Annotated in this window: 16 protein-coding genes and 2 tRNA genes; 17 read left to right on the plus strand and 1 reads right to left on the minus strand. The window is 56.1% G+C overall.

Features of this window, described 5'->3' with window-relative positions; all coding sequences use genetic code 11:
* Positions 1 to 105 precede the first annotated feature (105 nt).
* From mepK to greA, 4 genes are all read left to right on the plus strand, one after another.
* Positions 106 to 678: a peptidoglycan L,D-endopeptidase MepK gene (mepK, locus tag CLV83_RS16840; protein WP_132295105.1), complete on the plus strand. Its 573-nt coding sequence runs from the start codon at positions 106 to 108 to the stop codon at positions 676 to 678.
* Between the two features lie 282 nt (positions 679 to 960).
* Complete coding sequence (carA, locus tag CLV83_RS16845) at positions 961 to 2,094, plus strand: glutamine-hydrolyzing carbamoyl-phosphate synthase small subunit (RefSeq protein ID WP_132295108.1); 1,134 nt, start codon at positions 961 to 963, stop codon at positions 2,092 to 2,094.
* A gap of 54 nt (positions 2,095 to 2,148) precedes the next feature.
* The gene (gene carB, locus CLV83_RS16850; protein ID WP_132295111.1) at positions 2,149 to 5,373 is read left to right on the plus strand and encodes a carbamoyl-phosphate synthase large subunit; all 3,225 of its coding nucleotides are present in this window, start codon (positions 2,149 to 2,151) and stop codon (positions 5,371 to 5,373) included.
* Positions 5,370 to 5,846 (plus strand): transcription elongation factor GreA, encoded by a 477-nt coding sequence (gene greA / locus CLV83_RS16855; protein ID WP_132295114.1) that lies wholly within the window; start codon positions 5,370 to 5,372, stop codon positions 5,844 to 5,846. Before carB ends, greA begins: the two co-directional genes overlap by 4 nt.
* A 99-nt stretch (positions 5,847 to 5,945) precedes the next feature.
* Here the strand turns inward: greA and CLV83_RS16860 are convergent, their stop codons facing one another.
* Complete coding sequence (locus CLV83_RS16860; protein WP_132295117.1) at positions 5,946 to 6,254, minus strand: YhbY family RNA-binding protein; 309 nt, start codon at positions 6,252 to 6,254, stop codon at positions 5,946 to 5,948.
* A 110-nt stretch (positions 6,255 to 6,364) separates the two neighbouring features.
* On the opposite strand from CLV83_RS16860, the gene rlmE reads away from it, so the two are divergent.
* The 13 genes from rlmE to truB all read left to right on the plus strand — a co-directional run bounded on the left by rlmE (position 6,365) and on the right by truB (position 19,017).
* On the plus strand, positions 6,365 to 6,991 hold the full coding sequence (gene rlmE / locus CLV83_RS16865; RefSeq protein WP_132295120.1) for a 23S rRNA (uridine(2552)-2'-O)-methyltransferase RlmE: 627 nt from the start codon (positions 6,365 to 6,367) through the stop codon (positions 6,989 to 6,991).
* Between the two features lie 121 nt (positions 6,992 to 7,112).
* Positions 7,113 to 9,122 carry an ATP-dependent zinc metalloprotease FtsH gene (ftsH, locus tag CLV83_RS16870; RefSeq protein ID WP_132295123.1) on the plus strand — a complete coding sequence of 670 codons (2,010 nt, stop codon included), beginning with the start codon at positions 7,113 to 7,115 and terminating at the stop codon, positions 9,120 to 9,122.
* A gap of 102 nt (positions 9,123 to 9,224) precedes the next feature.
* Entirely contained in the window at positions 9,225 to 10,091 is an 867-nt protein-coding gene (gene folP, locus CLV83_RS16875) for a dihydropteroate synthase (protein WP_243642424.1), read from the plus strand.
* Positions 10,088 to 11,437 carry a phosphoglucosamine mutase gene (gene glmM / locus CLV83_RS16880; protein WP_132295126.1) on the plus strand — a complete coding sequence of 450 codons (1,350 nt, stop codon included), beginning with the start codon at positions 10,088 to 10,090 and terminating at the stop codon, positions 11,435 to 11,437. Before folP ends, glmM begins: the two co-directional genes overlap by 4 nt.
* A 45-nt stretch (positions 11,438 to 11,482) precedes the next feature.
* Complete coding sequence (gene tpiA, locus CLV83_RS16885) at positions 11,483 to 12,247, plus strand: triose-phosphate isomerase (protein ID WP_132295129.1); 765 nt, start codon at positions 11,483 to 11,485, stop codon at positions 12,245 to 12,247.
* A gap of 13 nt (positions 12,248 to 12,260) precedes the next feature.
* Complete coding sequence (gene secG, locus CLV83_RS16890; protein WP_132295132.1) at positions 12,261 to 12,635, plus strand: preprotein translocase subunit SecG; 375 nt, start codon at positions 12,261 to 12,263, stop codon at positions 12,633 to 12,635.
* A 16-nt stretch (positions 12,636 to 12,651) separates the two neighbouring features.
* A tRNA-Leu gene (locus CLV83_RS16895) sits at positions 12,652 to 12,737 on the plus strand.
* A 48-nt stretch (positions 12,738 to 12,785) separates the two neighbouring features.
* Positions 12,786 to 12,862: transfer RNA gene (locus CLV83_RS16900), tRNA-Met, on the plus strand.
* Positions 12,863 to 13,071: 209 nt separating this feature from the next.
* The gene (rimP, locus tag CLV83_RS16905; protein ID WP_132295135.1) at positions 13,072 to 13,527 is read left to right on the plus strand and encodes a ribosome maturation factor RimP; all 456 of its coding nucleotides are present in this window, start codon (positions 13,072 to 13,074) and stop codon (positions 13,525 to 13,527) included.
* Positions 13,528 to 13,560: 33 nt separating this feature from the next.
* Positions 13,561 to 15,051, plus strand: a complete 1,491-nt coding sequence (gene nusA, locus CLV83_RS16910) for a transcription termination factor NusA (RefSeq protein ID WP_132295138.1) — start codon at positions 13,561 to 13,563, stop codon at positions 15,049 to 15,051.
* Positions 15,052 to 15,075: 24 nt separating this feature from the next.
* A complete protein-coding gene (gene infB / locus CLV83_RS16915) occupies positions 15,076 to 17,622 on the plus strand; it encodes a translation initiation factor IF-2 (RefSeq protein WP_132295141.1) in 2,547 nt (848 codons plus the stop codon).
* A gap of 33 nt (positions 17,623 to 17,655) precedes the next feature.
* Positions 17,656 to 18,057, plus strand: coding sequence for a 30S ribosome-binding factor RbfA (gene rbfA / locus CLV83_RS16920; RefSeq protein ID WP_104004874.1), 402 nt, complete (start codon positions 17,656 to 17,658; stop codon positions 18,055 to 18,057).
* Between the two features lie 3 nt (positions 18,058 to 18,060).
* Positions 18,061 to 19,017 carry a tRNA pseudouridine(55) synthase TruB gene (truB, locus tag CLV83_RS16925; RefSeq protein WP_132295144.1) on the plus strand — a complete coding sequence of 319 codons (957 nt, stop codon included), beginning with the start codon at positions 18,061 to 18,063 and terminating at the stop codon, positions 19,015 to 19,017.
* Positions 19,018 to 19,122: the final 105 nt, after the last annotated feature.

Genomic DNA, 19,122 nt, shown 5'->3' on the forward strand with positions numbered 1-19,122 from the left:
TTAAAATATATACATTTGTTGCTTTAGTGGTTAGTATTTGAACTATTGAAGGGATTTATAGCCAAAGGATTAAATTAAGAATCGACACCCTGAGGTAATACACGAGTGCCGTTCAAACGTAGTACGAGGTTGGCCGCACCTCTCTCCCGCCGCGGCTTTATCAAGGGCTTTGCAGCCACCGCTGCAGGGCTTTATGTCCCCAAAACCTTTGCCAATATCCCCCATGAACACGAGCGTCACATCGCCCTGCATAACCTGCACACCGGCGAGAAAGTGAAGCTGACCTACTGGGAAAAAGGCAATTACCTCAGTGAAAGCCTGGCCGAAATCGATCATGTGTTGCGCGATTTTCGGACTGGTGACGTACATCCGATGGATCCGGCACTGATCGACATGCTCCACGTACTCAGGCTGAGAACGGGGCGGAAAGTGCCTTTCGATATTATCTCCGGCTACCGCTCTCCCAAGACCAACAACATGCTGCGATCCAACAGTAATGGTGTTGCGAAAAAAAGCCTGCATATGCAGGGCAAGGCGATGGATATTCGTATGCCCGGTATGGACCTGCATCAGTTGCACAAGATGGCAGTGGATCTGAAAGTGGGTGGTGTGGGGCTCTACAGCGAGTCCAACTTTATCCATGTTGATACCGGCCGGGTGCGTTACTGGGGAAGCTGATTGGCAGCTGTGAATCGGTAACGTTTACCAGGCGGTGAATGAGTGCACAGAATCCTGTCAGCTTACGTGGACAGGAACGGCGGCATACACTAAAATATTGCCGGTTTTAGCCGCAGCTCTGCGGCGAATCAGCAGAATTTTTGTAAAAGCGAGGTGGGCCCAGGGCCTGACCTCGCTTTTTTGCACGTATGGGGCGGTGTTTAGAGGCTTTTGGGCTTCACGCCTGAGGCGGCACTCTCTTTCAGTTCATAAAATTTTTAGCGCACGCGCGGGGAGGTTCAATTGACGCGACCAGCCATTCTGGCCCTTGAAGATGGCAGCGTATTCCGGGGGGTAGCGATTGGCGCCGATGGAGAGTCCAGTGGTGAGGTGGTATTCAATACCTCGATGACCGGCTACCAGGAGATCCTCACAGATCCTTCCTACTGCCGCCAGATCGTCACGCTCACCTATCCGCACATCGGTAACGTCGGCGTCAATGCCGAGGATGAAGAATCCCGTGACCTCTGGGTTGCTGGGCTCGTCATTCGTGACCTGCCGCTGCTGGCAAGCAACTTCCGTAGCGAAAAAGCGCTAGATGAATACCTGCGCGAGAATAACATTCTTGGTATTGCCGATATCGATACCCGTCGCCTGACCCGCATTCTGCGTGAGAAAGGTGCACAGAACGGCTGCATCATGGCCGGCGATGCGATCGACGAAGCTAAAGCTCTGGAAGCTGCCCGCGCCTTCCCCGGTCTGCAGGGTATGGATCTTGCGCGCGAAGTCAGCGTTAAAGAGAGCTTCGAGTGGAACTCCAGCACCTGGAAGCTGGGTGAAGGCCACGCAGAGATCGCTGGCGCTGACCAGGACTTCCACGTAGTCGCTTACGACTTCGGTGTGAAGAGCAATATCCTGCGTATGCTGGTTGAGCGCGGCTGCCGCCTGACTGTCGTTCCCGCACAGACTCCGGCTGCTGACGTGCTGGCGCTGAATCCGGATGGCGTCTTCCTGTCCAACGGCCCTGGCGATCCAGAACCCTGTGACTACGCAATCGAAGCGATCCAGGAAATTCTGGCGACCAAACTGCCGGTCTTCGGTATCTGCCTGGGTCATCAGCTGCTGGCGCTGGCTTCCGGTGCAAAAACCGCGAAGATGAAGTTCGGTCACCACGGTGCTAACCACCCGGTACAGGATCTGGACAGCACTCACGTGATGATCACCAGCCAGAACCACGGCTTTGCTGTCGACGAGACAACACTGCCGGACACGCTGCGTGCGACCCATAAATCCCTGTTCGATGGTTCCCTGCAGGGGATCGAGCGTACTGACTGCCCGGCGTTCAGCTTCCAGGGTCACCCTGAAGCAAGCCCCGGTCCTCATGACGTGGCACCGCTGTTCGATCGCTTTATCGAACTGATGCGCGCCCGTGCCTGAGGCAAAACGCTCCACAAGCCCTGAACTGAAAACAGCGACGACCGGTTAATACAGATGCCAAAACGTACGGACCTTAAAAGTATTCTTATCCTCGGCGCAGGCCCCATTGTTATCGGCCAGGCGTGCGAGTTCGACTATTCCGGTGCGCAGGCGTGTAAAGCGCTGCGCGAAGAGGGTTACCGGGTCATCCTGGTGAACTCCAACCCGGCTACCATCATGACCGATCCGGTGATGGCTGATGCCACTTACATCGAGCCGATCAACTGGAAAACCGTAGCCAAAATTATTGAAAAAGAGCGTCCGGATGCGCTGCTGCCGACCATGGGTGGCCAGACCGCGCTGAACTGTGCGCTGGATCTGGATCGCGAAGGCGTGCTGGCCGAGTTTGGCGTTGAGATGATCGGCGCTTCTCAGGACGCCATCGATAAAGCGGAAGACCGCGAACGCTTCGATAAAGCGATGAAAAACATCGGTCTGGAGTGCCCGCGTGCGGCGATTGCCCACAGCATGGAAGAAGCCCTGCAGGTGCTTGATTCCATCGGTTTCCCGGCGATCATCCGTCCCTCCTTCACCATGGGCGGCTCCGGTGGCGGTATCGCCTACAACCGTGAAGAGTTTATCGAGATCTGCGAACGTGGTCTGGACCTGTCCCCGACCAACGAGCTGCTGATCGATGAATCGCTGATCGGTTGGAAAGAGTACGAGATGGAAGTTGTTCGCGACAAGAACGACAACTGCATCATCGTCTGCTCCATCGAAAACTTCGATGCCATGGGTGTACACACCGGTGACTCCATCACCGTGGCGCCGGCCCAGACCCTGACCGACAAGGAGTACCAGATCATGCGTAACGCATCGATCGCGGTACTGCGTGAGATCGGTGTGGAAACTGGCGGTTCCAACGTACAGTTCGGTGTTGATCCGAAGACCGGTCGCGTTGTCGTCATCGAGATGAACCCGCGTGTATCCCGCTCCTCTGCGCTGGCCTCCAAGGCGACCGGTTTCCCGATCGCCAAGATCGCGGCCAAGCTGGCGGTGGGCTACACCCTGGATGAGCTGCAGAACGATATCACCGGCGGCCGTACTCCGGCATCGTTCGAGCCGGCTATCGACTACGTCGTGACCAAGATTCCGCGGTTCACCTTCGAAAAATTCCCGCAGGCCAATGACCGTCTGACCACTCAGATGAAGTCCGTTGGTGAGGTCATGGCAATCGGCCGTACCCAGCAGGAATCCCTGCAGAAAGCGTTGCGTGGTCTGGAAGTGGGCTCTAACGGCTTCGATCCGGTCGTTAGCCTGGAGAACGAAGAGGAAGCTCGCGATGAGATTATCGCTGAGCTGACCCAGCCGGGTGCTCAGCGTATCTGGTACATCGGCGATGCTTTCCGCCTCGGTATGAGTGTCGACGAGATCTACAACCTGAGCGGCGTCGATCCCTGGTTCCTGGTGCAGATCGAAGATCTGATCAAGGAAGAGCAGCGCGTCTCCGAGATGGCTCTGAGCGAGCTGGATAAAGATCAGGTGTTCCGTCTCAAGCGCAAAGGTTTCTCCGATGCGCGTCTGGCGCAGCTGCTGGGTGTGTCCGAGAAGCAGTTCCGCAAGCAGCGTCAGAAGCTGGATGTGCGTCCGGTATTCAAGCGTGTGGACACCTGTTCTGCCGAGTTTGCGACCGATACCGCTTACATGTACTCCAGCTATGAAGAGGAGTGTGAAGCCGGCGCCACAGATCGTGAAAAGATCATGGTCATTGGTGGCGGACCGAACCGTATCGGTCAGGGTATCGAGTTTGACTATTGCTGCGTGCATGCAGCGCTGGCAGCCCGTGAAGACGGTTACGAGACCATCATGGTCAACTGTAACCCGGAAACGGTTTCTACCGATTACGACACATCCGACCGTCTCTACTTTGAGCCGATCACTCTGGAAGACGTGCTCGAAATCGCCCATGTCGAGAAGCCCAAGGGCGTTATCGTTCAGTACGGCGGTCAGACTCCGCTGAAACTGGCGGTTGCTCTGGAGCAGGCAGGTGTGCCGATTATCGGTACCAGCCCGGAAGCGATCGATCGTGCAGAAGACCGTGAGCAGTTCCTGCAGATGCTGAAGCGTCTGGGTCTGAAGCAGCCGGAAAATGCGACTGTTCGCTCTCTGGAAGAGGCAATCATCCAGGCCAAGAACATCGGTTACCCGCTGGTTGTGCGTCCGTCCTACGTGTTGGGTGGTCGTGCCATGGAGATCGTTTACAAGGAAGACGAACTGCGTCGCTACATGAATAACGCGGTTCAGGTTTCCAACGACGCACCGGTGCTGCTGGATCACTTCCTGAATGCGGCGATCGAGGTCGATATCGACGCGGTCAGCGATGGCAAGACCGTAGTGATCGGCGCCATCATGCAGCATATCGAGCAGGCTGGTGTGCACTCCGGTGACTCTGCCTGCTCACTGCCGCCGTACAACCTGGCGGCGGACGTTCAGGACGAAATGCGCGAAATGGTGCGTAAGATGGCGCTGGAACTGGGTGTCGTCGGTCTGATGAACGTGCAGCTGGCCTACCAGGATGGCGAGATCTACGTGATCGAAGTCAACCCGCGTGCATCCCGCACGGTGCCGTTTGTCTCCAAGTGTATCGGTGTTTCTCTGGCTGCTGTGGCTGCACGGGTGATGACCGGCAAGACCCTGGAAGAACTCGGCTTTACCGAAGAGATCGTACCGAAGTTCTTTAACGTCAAGGAAGCGGTATTCCCGTTCAACAAGTTCCAGGGTGTTGACCCGATTCTCGGCCCCGAGATGAAGTCTACCGGTGAAGTTATGGGTACCGGTGATACCTTCGGCGAAGCGTTCATGAAGGCGCAGCTTGGTGCTGGCGAACGTCTGCCGCGTAAGGGTACCGCCTTTATCTCTGTCCGTGATGTGGATAAGGCCGGCGTTGTTCCTGTGGCACGTGATCTGGTAGAACTGGGTTACAAACTTGTTGCAACCGCAGGTACCGCCGCGCTGTTGAGCGAGAACGGTATCGCAGTTGAGCGGATCAACAAGGTGGCTGAAGGTCGACCGAACATCGTCGATATGCTGAAAAATGGAGAGATCGCCTACGTCATTAATACGACGGAAGGGCGTAAGGCAATTGCAGATTCTGCTGAAATTCGTCGCTCTGCACTGCAGCACAAGGTGCCTTACACCACCACGCTGGCAGGTGCCGCGGCGACTACAGAAGCACTGAAGTACGGTGAAGAGAAAACCGTGCGTCGTCTGCAGGATCTGCATTCAGGAGTTGCAGAATGAAGCGAGTACCGATGACGGTCGAAGGCGAAAAGCGTCTTCGCGAAGAGTTGTCACATCTCAAGTCAGTGGAGCGGCCCAAGGTGATCGGCGCGATCGCCGAGGCCCGCGAGCACGGTGATCTCAAGGAGAACGCCGAGTACCACGCCGCGCGTGAACAGCAGGGTTTTATCGAAGGCCGTATTGCTGATCTGGAGCATAAGCTGTCCCAGGCGCAGGTGATCGATGTAACCAGTATCGATCACACTGGTAAGGTGATTTTCGGGACCACCGTTGAGCTGATCAACCTGGATACCGAAGCGACCGTGCGTTACCAGATCGTCGGTGATGACGAAGCGGATATCAAAGCGGGCAAGATCTCGGTGAATTCACCGATCGCCCGTGCGCTGATCGGCAAGGAAGAGGGCGATATCGCCTGTGTCGAAACGCCGGCGGGTGCCACCGAGTACGAAGTCGCTGAAGTGCTGCATATCTGATATCAGTCGCAGAAATAAAAAAGCCGCTCCGGGGTAACCGGGAGCGGCTTTTTTGTACTGAAGCCAGTTTACGCAGAAGCTAATAAAGTCAGAGCGCGATCAGAGTACGCGATGCAGGTTTGAGAGCTTCGGGTTGGGCTTGTCGGCAGCACGGTAGATCAGTGCGATATTGCCGATCTCCTGTACCAGGTCGCATTCGACAATGGCGCAGAGCTCGCGAATCATCTCTTTTTTAACGTCGCGGTCGCCGACGACGAGCTTCACCTTGATCAGCTCATGATCCTCAAGCGCACGATCGACTTCCAGCTGGATGTTCTCTGTCAGGCCGTTGCCGGCAACGGTGACGATCGGATTCAGTTTGTGTCCCAGGGTGCGGAACTGCTTCTTTTGCTCGCGGGTCAAGCTCATACTAGAATATGGTGCCTCGTTGAAAAGGGGTTTCCCAGGCGGGTTGAAGTGCAATTTTAACCGAGTTGTTCAGAATAGAGTAGCAACGCGGTGCCGGAGATGAGTTTCACGTGGCAAAATCTAAAAGTAGCGGGCGCTGGCTCAAGGAACATTTCGATGACCAGTACGTCAAACGCTCGAAGGAAGCGGGTCTGCGCTCTCGTGCCAGTTATAAGCTGCAGGAGATAGACGCCAAGGATAAGCTGTTGAAGCCGGGTTCCACCGTGGTGGATCTGGGCGCAGCGCCGGGTGGCTGGTCCCAGGTGGCGGCGGAGCTGGTGGGTGAGCGGGGTCGAGTAGTCGCCTCTGATATCCTGTCGATGGATCCGCTGGCCGGTGTCGAGTTTATCCAGGGTGACTTTACCGAAGAGGCGGTGCTGGAAAAAATCCTCCAGGCGCTGGGTGATGAGCTTGCCGACCTTGTAATCTCCGATATGGCCCCCAATATGAGTGGTAATGCGTCTATCGATCAGCCGGCGGCCATGTACCTCGTTGAACTGGCGCTGGATCTGGCGCGTCAGGTGTTGAAGCCAGGCGGCAATTTCCTGGTGAAAGTGTTCCAGGGTGAGGGTTTTGATGCATACCTGCAGGATATGCGGTCCAGCTTCGGATCGGTGGTAACACGCAAGCCAGACGCATCCAGAGCGAGATCGAGAGAGGTCTACCTGCTCGGAAAAGGTTTCTTGCGCGTAGATTAGAATATTGACCGACCGGGGGCTGGCGTGGTCAGCTGGACCCGGGCCGAAAAATGGCTGCCCGGATACCCCTGTGGCAGCCACAGCGAGTTTAGAGAGAACCGAGGGTAGCTCATTGAACGATATGGCAAAAAATCTGGTGCTCTGGCTGGTAATCGCCGCAGTGCTGTTGACGGTGTTCAACAACTTTAGCACCGAGACCGATCCGGGCCGCGTGAATTACTCCGATTTCGTGCAGGAGGTTCAGTCGGGTCGCGTGAGCAAAGTGACCATCGATGGCTACACCATTGTCGGTCAGCGCAGTAATGGTGAGCGTTTTGAAACCGTGCGCCCGGCCGTGCAGGATCCAAAACTGATCGATGATCTGCTTGAACACAACGTGGTGATCGAGGGTAAACAGCCGGAGCGTCAGAGTATCTGGACCCAGCTGCTGGTCGCATCCTTCCCGATTCTGATCATCATCGCGATCTTCATGTTCTTCATGCGCCAGATGCAGGGCGGCGGTGGCGGCAAAGGTGGCCCCATGTCCTTCGGCAAGTCCAAGGCGCGGATGATGGGTGAAGACCAGGTCAAAACTACCTTTGATGATGTCGCTGGTGTCGAAGAAGCCAAAGAGGAAGTGGCTGAGCTGGTTGATTACCTGCGTGATCCCGGCAAATTCCAGCGCCTCGGGGGCCACATCCCTCGCGGTGTACTCATGGCAGGTTCTCCGGGTACCGGTAAAACACTGCTGGCAAAGGCGATCGCTGGTGAAGCCAAGGTGCCTTTCTTCAGTATTTCCGGTTCTGACTTCGTTGAGATGTTTGTCGGTGTGGGTGCGTCCCGTGTCCGTGACATGTTCGATCAGGCGAAGAAACATGCGCCCTGCATTATCTTTATCGATGAGATCGACGCTGTCGGTCGTCACCGTGGCGCAGGTATGGGCGGCGGTAACGACGAGCGTGAACAGACCCTTAACCAGCTGCTGGTAGAGATGGACGGCTTCGAAGGTACCGAAGGTATCATCGTCATCGCCGCAACCAACCGTCCGGACGTGCTTGACCAGGCGTTGCTGCGTCCGGGTCGTTTCGACCGTCAGGTGCATGTGGGTCTGCCGGATATCCGCGGTCGTGAGCAGATTCTTAAAGTGCACATGCGCCGTGTGCCTCTGGGTGATGACGTCAAGCCGGAACTGATTGCGCGCGGCACGCCAGGCTTCTCCGGTGCGGACCTGTCCAACCTGGTGAACGAGGCGGCTCTGTTTGCGGCGCGAGAAAGCCGTCGCACCGTCAGCATGGATCAGTTCGAGAAAGCCAAGGACAAGATCATGATGGGCGCAGAGCGCAAATCGATGGTGATGTCCTACAAAGAGCGCTTGAATACCGCCTATCATGAAGCCGGTCACGCCATTATCGGTCGTGTCATGCCGGAGCATGATCCGGTGTACAAGGTCTCTATTATTCCGCGTGGCCGTGCTCTGGGTGTGACCATGTTCCTGCCGGCGGAAGATCGTTACAGTCACAGTCGTCAGTCGATTATCTCGCAGATCTGCTCACTCTACGGTGGCCGTCTGGCGGAAGAGATGACACTGGGTAAAGAGGGTGTCACCACCGGTGCATCCAACGATATCCAGAAAGCCACCATGTTGGCCCGCAATATGGTCACCAAGTGGGGTCTGACCGATGAGTTGGGGCCGCTGCTGTACGGTGACGAAGACGACGATCCGTTTGGGCGTGGCATGGGTCAGGCCGCCAAGGCGATGTCTGAAGAAACCCAGAAAGCGATTGATGCCAAGGTTCGCGATATCATCGATGGCTGCTACAAGAAGGCGCAGCAGATTCTGGAAGATAATCGCGATATTCTCGACGCCATGGCCGAGTCGCTAATGAAGTACGAAACCATCGGTTCCGAGCAGCTTGACGAGCTGATGGCTCGCAAGCCGGTATCGCCGCCGGAAGGTTGGGTTGAAGCTCAAGAGCGTGCCGATCGTGCAGAGCGTGATATCGAAGAAGCCAAGGCTGCTCAGCGTGATGTGAAGCCTGCACAGGACGAGCGCGATCAGGATGTACCGGACGTTGAAGATGAGGATGGTGAGCGCACCGAACGCCGTTCCGGTGACTCTGATTCCAATGGCGATGAGCCCAAGTCCAACTGATCAGGCTTGCACTAGCCGGTAAGTACATTTTGGTAAACTGTGGAAGCCAGCTAACGCTGGCTTCTTTTTTTGTAAAAGATCGACCTTTGGGAGCTGCAAGTGATAACCAAACTGCAATGCGCCGACCGTGTGCTGGATCTGAGTCGGGTACAGGTGATGGGTATTTTGAATGTGACCCCTGATTCCTTTTCAGATGGCGGTAATCTCTATCAGGCTTCGCGTCTGTCAGTAGATAAAGCGCTGGTGCATGCGGCCAACATGGTGGCAGATGGAGCATCCATGATCGATGTGGGTGGTGAATCGACCCGTCCCGGTGCGTCGCCTGTTGGTGTTCAGGAGGAGTTGGATCGAGTGATTCCAGTGGTCGAGCGGATTAAAGCCGAGCTTGATACCCTGATCTCTGTCGATACCAGTGCCCCTGAGGTGATGATTGAATCGGCCAAGGCAGGCGCTGGGCTCATTAATGATGTCCGGTCTTTGGCCCGGGATGGGGCCATGGAGGCGGCTGCATCTACCGGGCTTCCGGTTTGTATTATGCATATGCAGGGTGCGACTCCGGCGACCATGCAGCTCGCGCCACATTATGAAGATGTCCTGGCGGAGGTTTGTGACTTCCTGGCGCAGCGTGCAGATCAGTGTGTGGCAGCCGGGATACCGCGAGAACGTATTGTTGTCGACCCTGGTTTTGGTTTCGGTAAAACACTGGAGCATAACCTGACTTTGCTACGTCGGATGGACGAGCTTGAAGCGCTTGGTATGCCGATTCTGGTGGGGACGTCACGAAAAACCATGGTAGGTCAGGCACTGGGTCGTGAGGTTGGTGATCGTCTGGCCGGTAGCCTGGCAACCGTGGCCTTGGCTATCGAACGTGGGGGTCGTATTATTCGCGTCCATGATGTGGCCGCTACGGCGGATGTGGTACGTATGACTGAAGCCGTGCTGTATGGGGCCGGGCAGGAGAGAGTATGAGTAGACGTTATTTCGGTACCGATGGAATTCGTGGACGTGTTGGCGAGTTCCCGATAACGCCGGATTTCATGATCAAGCTCGGCTGGGCTGCCGGTTGTGTGTTTGCGCGCAGTGGTCGCAGCAGCATAGTGATCGGTAAGGATACCCGTATCTCGGGCTACATGTTTGAGTCTGCGCTTGAGGCTGGGCTGTCGGCTGCAGGAGTGGATGTGTTGCTGACGGGGCCGATGCCGACACCTGCGGTGGCTTACCTGACCCGTGCATTCCAGGCCAGTGCTGGCATAGTGATCAGTGCCTCCCACAACCCCTTTGATGATAACGGTATTAAATTCTTTTCTGCCCAGGGTACCAAGCTGCCCGACGAGGTGGAGCAGGCGATCGAGGCGCAGATGGATCTGCAGATGTCCACAGCGACCTCGGATAAGCTCGGTAAAGCGCGCCGGATCAACGATGCGGCGGGCCGTTATATAGAGTTCTGCAAATCCACCGGCGGCGGTAATCTGACCCTGCGTGGCATGAAAATCGTACTCGATTGTGCCAATGGCGCTACCTATCATGTAGCGCCTAATGTGTTTTCTGAGCTGGGCGCGGAAGTGATCCCGATCGCCTCCTCACCTGATGGTCTTAATATCAATGAAGGCTGTGGTGCTACGGCGCCGGCAGGATTGCGCAAAATTGTGCTGGCGGAGCAGGCCGATCTTGGTATAGCGCTCGATGGCGATGGTGATCGCGTTATCCTGGTGGATCACAAGGGTGAAGTGGTTGATGGTGATGAGGTGTTGTTCATCATAGCCAAGGCGCTGCGTGATCAGAGTCTGCTGGATGGCGGTGTCGTGGGTACGCTGATGTCCAACTTTGGTTTGGAGCAGGCATTCAAACGCCTCGGTGTTCCCTTCGTGCGCGCGGCGGTCGGGGATCGTTATGTGATGGAAGAGCTCGCTCGCAACAACTGGATGCTGGGCGGTGAAAGTTCAGGGCATGTGGTCTGTCGTCATCTAACGTCAACGGGAGACGGGATCGTCTCGGCGGTACAGGTGCTGAAGGCGATGTCTGATACGGGGTCTTCGCTGCATGATCTCAAACAGGGGATGACCAAGATGCCCCAGGTGATGATCAACGTGCGTTTGGCGGGTCGGGTTTCACTGCAGAATAACGCTGAGCTCGAGCAGGCGGTAACGGCTGCAGAGGAGTGTTTGGGTGATCGTGGCAGGGTGCTACTGCGTCCCTCGGGAACTGAGCCTGTGGTGCGAGTTATGGTTGAGGGTGAAGATGAGGCCCTCGTAAATCAAATATGTCGCGAACTTGCTGAAAAGGTAGAAAATATTCTGTCGGCGCTTGTAAGTTGATAGAGCCTCAGTTAAGATTTGCGCCTCTTTCGTAAGGGGGTCCCGATGCGCAAAGCGCTGGTAGCTGGAAACTGGAAGATGAACGGGCGCGCCGATGCAAATGGCGAGCTGGTTGCCCAAGTTCTGGCAGGGCTTGATGCTCAGATAGATACCGATTCCGTCGATGTGATGGTTTTTCCTCCATCGATCTACATCTCACAGGTGGTAAGCCTGTCGGGTGGCCGGTTAGGAGTCGGTGCTCAAAACCTTTGCGAGTTTGCTGAAGGCGCCTTTACAGGTGAGCTTTCAGCGGGAATGCTGGTCGATGCAGGCTGTAGTGCCGTGTTGATTGGTCATTCGGAGCGTCGCTCATTGTTCGGTGATACCGATACACGGGTGGCGGCAAAAGTGGAGGCTGCGTTGGCGGCTGATCTGATCCCGGTGCTTTGCCTTGGCGAATCACTGGAGCAGCGTGACAGTGGCGAGGCCCTCAACGTTGTCGCAGAACAGCTTCGCTTGGCGACAGAGAATCTGACCGTGGAACAGATTGCTCGAGTGGTTTTTGCCTACGAGCCGGTCTGGGCTATAGGTACCGGTCGAACCGCAACCCCGGAGCAGGCGCAGGAAGTTCATGCGCACCTCAGAGGGCAGTTGCAACAGATCGACTCTGATATCGCTGCCAAGGCGCGAATTCTGTACGGCGGAAGCTGTAATCCAGCGAACGCGGCAGAGCTTTTTGCGCAGGCGGATATCGATGGTGGTCTGATCGGTGGCGCTTCACTTAAAGCTAACGATTTTGTAGCTATCTGCCAGGCGGCAGGTGCTCGCTAAGACGGTTGAGACGATGGAATCACTGGTTCTGATAGTGCATGTGCTGCTGGCGGCTGCGATTATCGCGCTGGTTCTGTTGCAGCAGGGTAAGGGCGCTGAAGCAGGTGCATCCTTTGGTGGTGGCGCCTCTCAGACCGTCTTTGGTAGCCAGGGTACAAGTAGCTTCCTCGGTCGCGTTACCGCGGTTCTCGCTGCAGCTCTGTTTGTTACCAGCTTTGCTTTGGCAGTTTTTGCCAAAGAAAAAGCAAATAGTGTAAATGATGCTGGCATTCCTTCCGCAGAAGTGATTGAATCTGCGGCCGAAACGCCGAGCGAACCAGAGCTTCCGGCTCTGGAAGAAAGCTCAGTACCGGCTGAATCCGATGTTCCTACAGCGGGTCAGCAGTAAGAGGTTTCAAAGTTTAGCCCAAGTGGTGGAATTGGTAGACACGCTATCTTGAGGGGGTAGTGTCCTACGGACGTGCCGGTTCGAGTCCGGCCTTGGGCACCAAGTTGTAAAAATGGCAGGTCGCCTGTATAATGTGCAACCTGTTTCTGATGCGGGGTGGAGCAGTCTGGTAGCTCGTCGGGCTCATAACCCGAAGGTCGTTGGTTCAAATCCAGCCCCCGCTACCACGTTTAAGAGTGTTTAGGCCTCTGGTCTCGCTCTTGATTTCATGGTGCAAAGGTCCATAGATTAGAGATCTTTGCCGCCAACGGAAGTCTCGATGGGCCCCTTTTAAGGGGCTTTTTCGTAGGTAATTCAAGGCGTTGGTGCCTCGTCAGAAATGGGTCCTTTAGTGACCCATTTTTTGTTTTGGGCGTACGTCAAGGTGGGGTTATCTGTGTCAGCCAAGCTGAAACATCTGCAAGAGTTGATCGAACCAGCGGTTGTCGCGCTGGATCTTGAATTGTGGGGCGTAGAGTTCCACTCCGCGGGCCAGAACAGCCTGCTGCGAATCTATATCGATGGCCCCGAAGGGGTCAGTGTTGATGACTGCGCCCGCGTGAGTCATCAGGTCAGCGGAATTCTTGATGTGGAAGACCCGATCACCGAGCACTACACGCTCGAGGTGTCTTCTCCGGGAATGGACCGTCCTCTTTATACATTGAAGCAGTTTGAGGCCTATCGCGGCCACAAGGTGCAGATCAAATTGCGCGTACCTTTCGAAGGGCGCCGCAAGTTCAGTGGATTACTTAACGGGGTTGAAGGCGACGAGGTGCTGTTGATCGTCGATAACGAAGAGTACCTGTTGCCTATCGACTACATCGACCGGGCCAACGTGGTGCCCCAGGTCTAACAGCGGATTGAGGTATTTGGGCGAGGCAGTGGTATGAATAAAGAGATTCTACTGGTTGCAGAAGCTGTTTCTAATGAGAAAGACGTTTCCAAGGCAGTCATTTTCGAGGCAATCGAAGTGGCGCTGGCGACGGCTACCAAGAAACGCTATGACGAAGAGGCTGATATCCGTGTCGTGATCGACCGCAGCAGCGGTGACTACGAAACCTTCCGTCGCTGGCTGGTTGTCAGCAACGATGAAGTGCCGGCACTGGGTACCGAGTTGACTCTGGAAGAAGCACTTGAAATCGATGCCAACCTCAAGCCGGGTGATACCTGGGAAGAGGAAGTGGAATCGGTCAAGTTTGGCCGCATCGCAGCACAGACCGCCAAGCAGGTGATCGTGCAGAAGGTTCGCGAAGCGGAACGCGCCAAGGTTGTCGAGCTCTATCGTGACCGCCAGGGCGAGCTGATCGCGGGTACTGTCAAGAAGGTGACACGCGACAATATTATCGTCGACCTGGGTAACAACGCCGAAGCGCTGCTGCCGCGTGAACACCTGATCCCGCGCGAAAGTTTCCGTATGGGTGACCGTGTTCGCGCCGTGCTGCAGGAAGTTCGTGCTGAAGGTCGTGGGCCTCAGCTGATCCTGAGCCGTACTTCATCGGAAATGCTGATCGAGCTATTCCGCATCGAAGTACCGGAGATCTCTGAAGAAGTGATCGAGATCCGTGCTGCTGCTCGTGATCCGGGTGCTCGTGCCAAGATTGCCGTGAAAACCAACGATGGCCGAATCGATCCGATTGGCGCCTGTGTTGGTATGCGTGGTTCCCGTGTTCAGGCTGTATCCAATGAGCTCGGCGGCGAACGTGTTGATATCGTGCTGTGGGATGACAACCCCGCTCAGCTGGTTATCAACGCGATGGCACCGGCGGAAGTTGCGTCGATTGTCATCGATGAAGATTCCCATGCAATGGATGTGGCGGTTGCTGAAGAAGCGCTCGCCATGGCGATCGGCCGCAGCGGACAGAATGTTCGTCTGGCTTCCGAGCTGACCGGCTGGGAACTGAACGTAATGAGCGAAGAGGACGCGGCTGCGAAGCAGCAGTCCGAAATCGGCTCAATTCTCGAACTGTTCATGAAGCACCTCGATGCGGATGAAGAACTGGCCGAGATTCTGGTTGAAGAAGGCTTTACCTCACTGGAAGAGGTGGCCTATGTCCCTGTCGATGAAATGCTCGAGATCGACGGATTCGATGAGGACATCGTAGAAGCACTGCGGACTCGCGCTAAAGACGCGCTGCTGAACCTGGCGATCGCCAGCGAAGAGCAGCTCGGCGATGCGGAGCCTGCAGAAGATCTGCTGAACATGGATGGTATGGAGAAACATCTGGCGTACCTGCTTGCGGCCAAAGGCATCATTACGATGGAAGACCTGGCGGAACAGGGCGTTGAGGATCTGCTCGATATCGAGGGGCTGGATGAAGCCAAAGCGGCAGAATTGATTATGACTGCGCGCGCCCCCTGGTTCGCAGAGCAACAGTAACCCAACGGGGAGGAGAGACCATTTATGGCAGAAGTAACAGTTAAGCAGCTTGCCGATGTGGTTGGTGTATCCGTTGAGCGTTTGCTGAAGCAGATGCAGGAAGCGGGCATTGATAAAAAGAACGATGGATCGGTTGTATCGGAAAACGAACGTCAGACTTTGCTGACCTATCTTAAGCGCAGCCACGGCGATGAAGCCGAGTCTGGCGAGCCGAAGAAGATCACGCTCAAGCGTAAGACCACTTCACAGTTGAAAGTGGCCGGAGCATCGGGCAAGCGTAAGACTGTTAACATCGAAGTTCGTAAGAAGCGCACCTACGTTAAGCGCGCCGACTTGGAAGAGAGCAAGCCGGAAGACGTGCCTGCAGAAGCGCCGGCGGTGGAAGAAACCGTTGCTGCTGAAAACGTAGCGGTCGCCGAAGTACCGGCACAACCCGAAGTTGCAGCCGAAGCCGCGCCTGAAGCGGTTGAAGAGAAGCCCGCAGCTGTCGAAACTGCCTCAGAGGAAGCTCCGCAGGCACCAGCAGAAAGCAAGCCGGAGCCGAAAGTGGAAGAACCCAAGGCCGCAGAACCTGCGCCTGCACCTGCTGCTCAGGAACAGCCGGCACCGCCGAAACAGGATGCTCACCGTCGTAAAGACAAAGAGAAGTCCAAGGGCAAGAGCGCCCGTGGCGATGATAACGCGCGCCGTGGTAAAGGCCGCTTTGATGACGAAGGTCGGGGCGGCTCCCGTCGTGGCGGTAAGGGTGGCAAACGCGGTGCTCGCGGTCGTGCCCAGCCGAACCAGCACGGTTTTGAGAAGCCGACTGCACCGGTAGTTCACGAAGTTAGCATCCCGGAAAGCATCACCGTCGCCGAGCTGGCGAAGAAGATGTCCGTGAAAGCCGCGGAAGTGATCAAAGTGATGTTCAAGATGGGCGCCATGGCGACCATCAACCAGGTGATCGACCAGGATACGGCAATTCTTGTCGTTGAAGAGATGGGTCACGTGGCCAAGCCGATGCAGGAAAACGCTATCGAGGACGCGCTGATCGAAAGCCTTGAATCCGTTCAGGGTGACGAGCTGCCGCGTGCTCCGGTGGTTACCGTTATGGGTCACGTCGACCACGGTAAGACCTCTTTGCTCGACCATATCCGTCGCACCCGTGTTGCGGCTGGTGAGTCTGGTGGTATTACCCAGCATATCGGTGCCTACCACGTTGAAACCGACAACGGCATGGTCACCTTCCTGGATACCCCGGGACACGCGGCGTTTACTGCCATGCGTGCTCGTGGTGCTCAGCTGACCGATATCGTAATCCTGGTAGTTGCTGCCGACGACGGTGTTATGCCGCAGACCGAAGAAGCGATCCAGCATGCGAAAGCGGCAGGCGTCCCTCTGGTGGTTGCGGTCAACAAGATCGATAAGCCGGAAGCAGATCCGGAGCGCGTACGCGGTGAGCTGGCTCAGCGTGACGTTATCTCCGAGGACTGGGGTGGCGATGTGCAGTTCGCGCATGTATCAGCCAAGAGCGGTGAAGGTATCGACGACCTGCTCGATAAGGTGCTGCTGCAGGCAGAACTGCTCGAACTCAAGGCCGTGGCCGATTCTCCGGCACAGGGCGTTGTAGTCGAATCCCGCCTGGACAAAGGGCGTGGTCCGGTTTCCACCGTACTGGTACAGAACGGTACCCTGAACAAGGGTGATATCGTCCTGGCGGGTCTTCACTATGGCCGTGTGCGTGCCATGCTGGATGAAGCTGGCAAGCAGACCGATACCGCAGGTCCGTCTATCCCGGTTGAGATTCTGGGTCTGGACGGCACGCCGGATGCAGGTGACGAGTTCACCGTTGTTTCCAGCGAGAAGAAAGCCCGCGAAGTGGCTCTGTTCCGTCAGGGCAAGTTCCGCGAAGTGAAGCTGGCACGTCAGCAGAAAGCCAAGCTGGAAAACCTGTTCGACAATATGCAGGCCGGCGAAGTGAAATCCCTGAACATCGTCCTCAAAGCCGACGTTCGCGGTTCACTGGAGGCGCTGAACCAGTCACTGCAGGAACTGTCCACCGACGAAGTGAAGGTGACCATCGTTTCCAGCGGTGTGGGTGGTATCGGTGAAACCGACGCCAACCTGGCTCTGGCATCCTCTGCGATCCTGATCGGCTTCAACGTTCGTGCAGACGCCCAGGCGCGCGCCATCGTTGAGCGTGAAGAGCTGGAACTGCGTTACTACAGTGTTATCTACGACATCATCGATGATGTGAAACAGGCGATGACAGGTCTGCTGTCGCCGGAGTATCGAGAAGAGATCGTAGGTATCGCCGAGGTGCGCGATGTGTTCCGTTCACCGAAGCTGGGCGCAATCGCCGGCTGTATGGTGACCGAAGGTACGGTATTCCGTAACAAGCGCATCCGCGTACTGCGTGAAAACGTCGTGATCTACGAGGGTGAGCTCGAGTCTCTGCGCCGCTTCAAGGATGCTGTCCAGGAAGTGCGTCAGGGTATGGAGTGCGGTATCGGCGTTAAGAACTACAATGACGTCAAAGTCGGCGACCAGATCGAAGTCTACGACACCGTTGAAGTTCAGCGTACCCTCTAAGACTCTATTACCTGAGGTAGAACAGAAAGCCCTATGGCAAGAGAGTTCAAACGTACCGACCGGGTGGGCGACCAGATCCAGCGTGATCTGGCCGTCCTGATCCAGCGCGAGATCAAGGATCCGCGTCTGGGCATGGTCACTATCAGCCATGCGAAGGTCAGCAAGGACCTGAGCTATGCCGATATTTACATCACCGTTCTGGCGCTGGGCGATCAGGATGAGGTGGAAGCGATTGCAGCCTCTTTGAAGGTGCTGCGTAACGCCGCCGGATTCCTGCGTGCTCAGTTGGCACGTGGTATCAAGCTGCGCGTGATGCCCGAACTCCGCTTTCATTTCGATGAAAGTATCGAGCGTGGTCGTCGTCTGCACAGTCTGATCGAAGATGCCTATCGCAAGGAGAACGAGCGCAAGCCTGAATCGGATAACGAGGAGTAAGGCATGGCGCGCAAACCAAAAGGACGCCGCATCGACGGCGTTTTTTTGCTTGATAAGCCCGGTGGTCTGTCATCCAACGCCGTGTTACAGCGGGTGAAACGGATCTATGGTGCCGCCAAGGCGGGGCATACCGGGGCGCTGGATCCTCTGGCGACCGGCATGCTGCCGATCTGCCTGGGTGAGGCAACCAAGTTTTCTCAGTATCTGCTGGAATCGGACAAGCGATACCGCACTACCGCTAAGCTCGGTGTGCGTACCGATAGCAGTGATGCCGATGGTGCTGTGATCGAAACCAAGCCTGTCCCCGACAACCTGTCGCGGGAGCAGATCGAAGCCCTGCTGGTAGAGCACTTCAGTGGCGAGATCGAGCAGGTGCCGTCGATGTATTCGGCGCTGAAGCATAATGGTCAGCCGCTCTACAAGCTGGCACGCCAGGGTATTCAGGTTGAGGTCAAACCGCGCAGGGTGACGATCCACGAGATCAAGTTGCTCGATCTGCGCGAGGACGAACTGGACCTGGAGGTTTATTGCTCCAAGGGAACCTACATCCGCAGCATTGTCGAAGATCTGGGGCTGATGCTCGGTTGCGGCGCTCATGTGAGCGTGCTGCGCCGCCTGGATACCGGTCCCTACCAGGAGCCGATGATGATGCCACTGGAGCAGCTTCAGGCACTGGCTGAAATGCGCGAAGGTGATGATACAGAGTGCATACAAGGGCGCCTGGATCAGTTATTATTGCCGCCCTGGACTGCCATCGCCTCACTGCCAGCTCTTGAGCTGTGCGAAAGCCAGGCGAAAAGGCTGCAATGCGGACAGGGTTGCGCTGACTATTTCGAACAGCGTGGCGAAGTTCGACTGTTTATTACCGGCACCGAGCGCTTTATCGGTGTGGGTGAGGTAGCGGATAACGGTATTCTCAAGCCCAAGCGTTTGATGAGTACCGCACCGGATACCGAATAAGTATTTCTCCGGTTACCGGAGTTATCGACGCTGTACTGAAAATATGCTCGGTGCAGCGCGTCTTTGAACCAGCGGCGGACCATTCGCCGTGTGCATATTTATAAG

It is taken from the genome of Marinobacterium mangrovicola (assembly GCF_004339595.1).
GTDB classification, from domain to species: domain Bacteria; phylum Pseudomonadota; class Gammaproteobacteria; order Pseudomonadales; family Balneatricaceae; genus Marinobacterium_D; species Marinobacterium_D mangrovicola.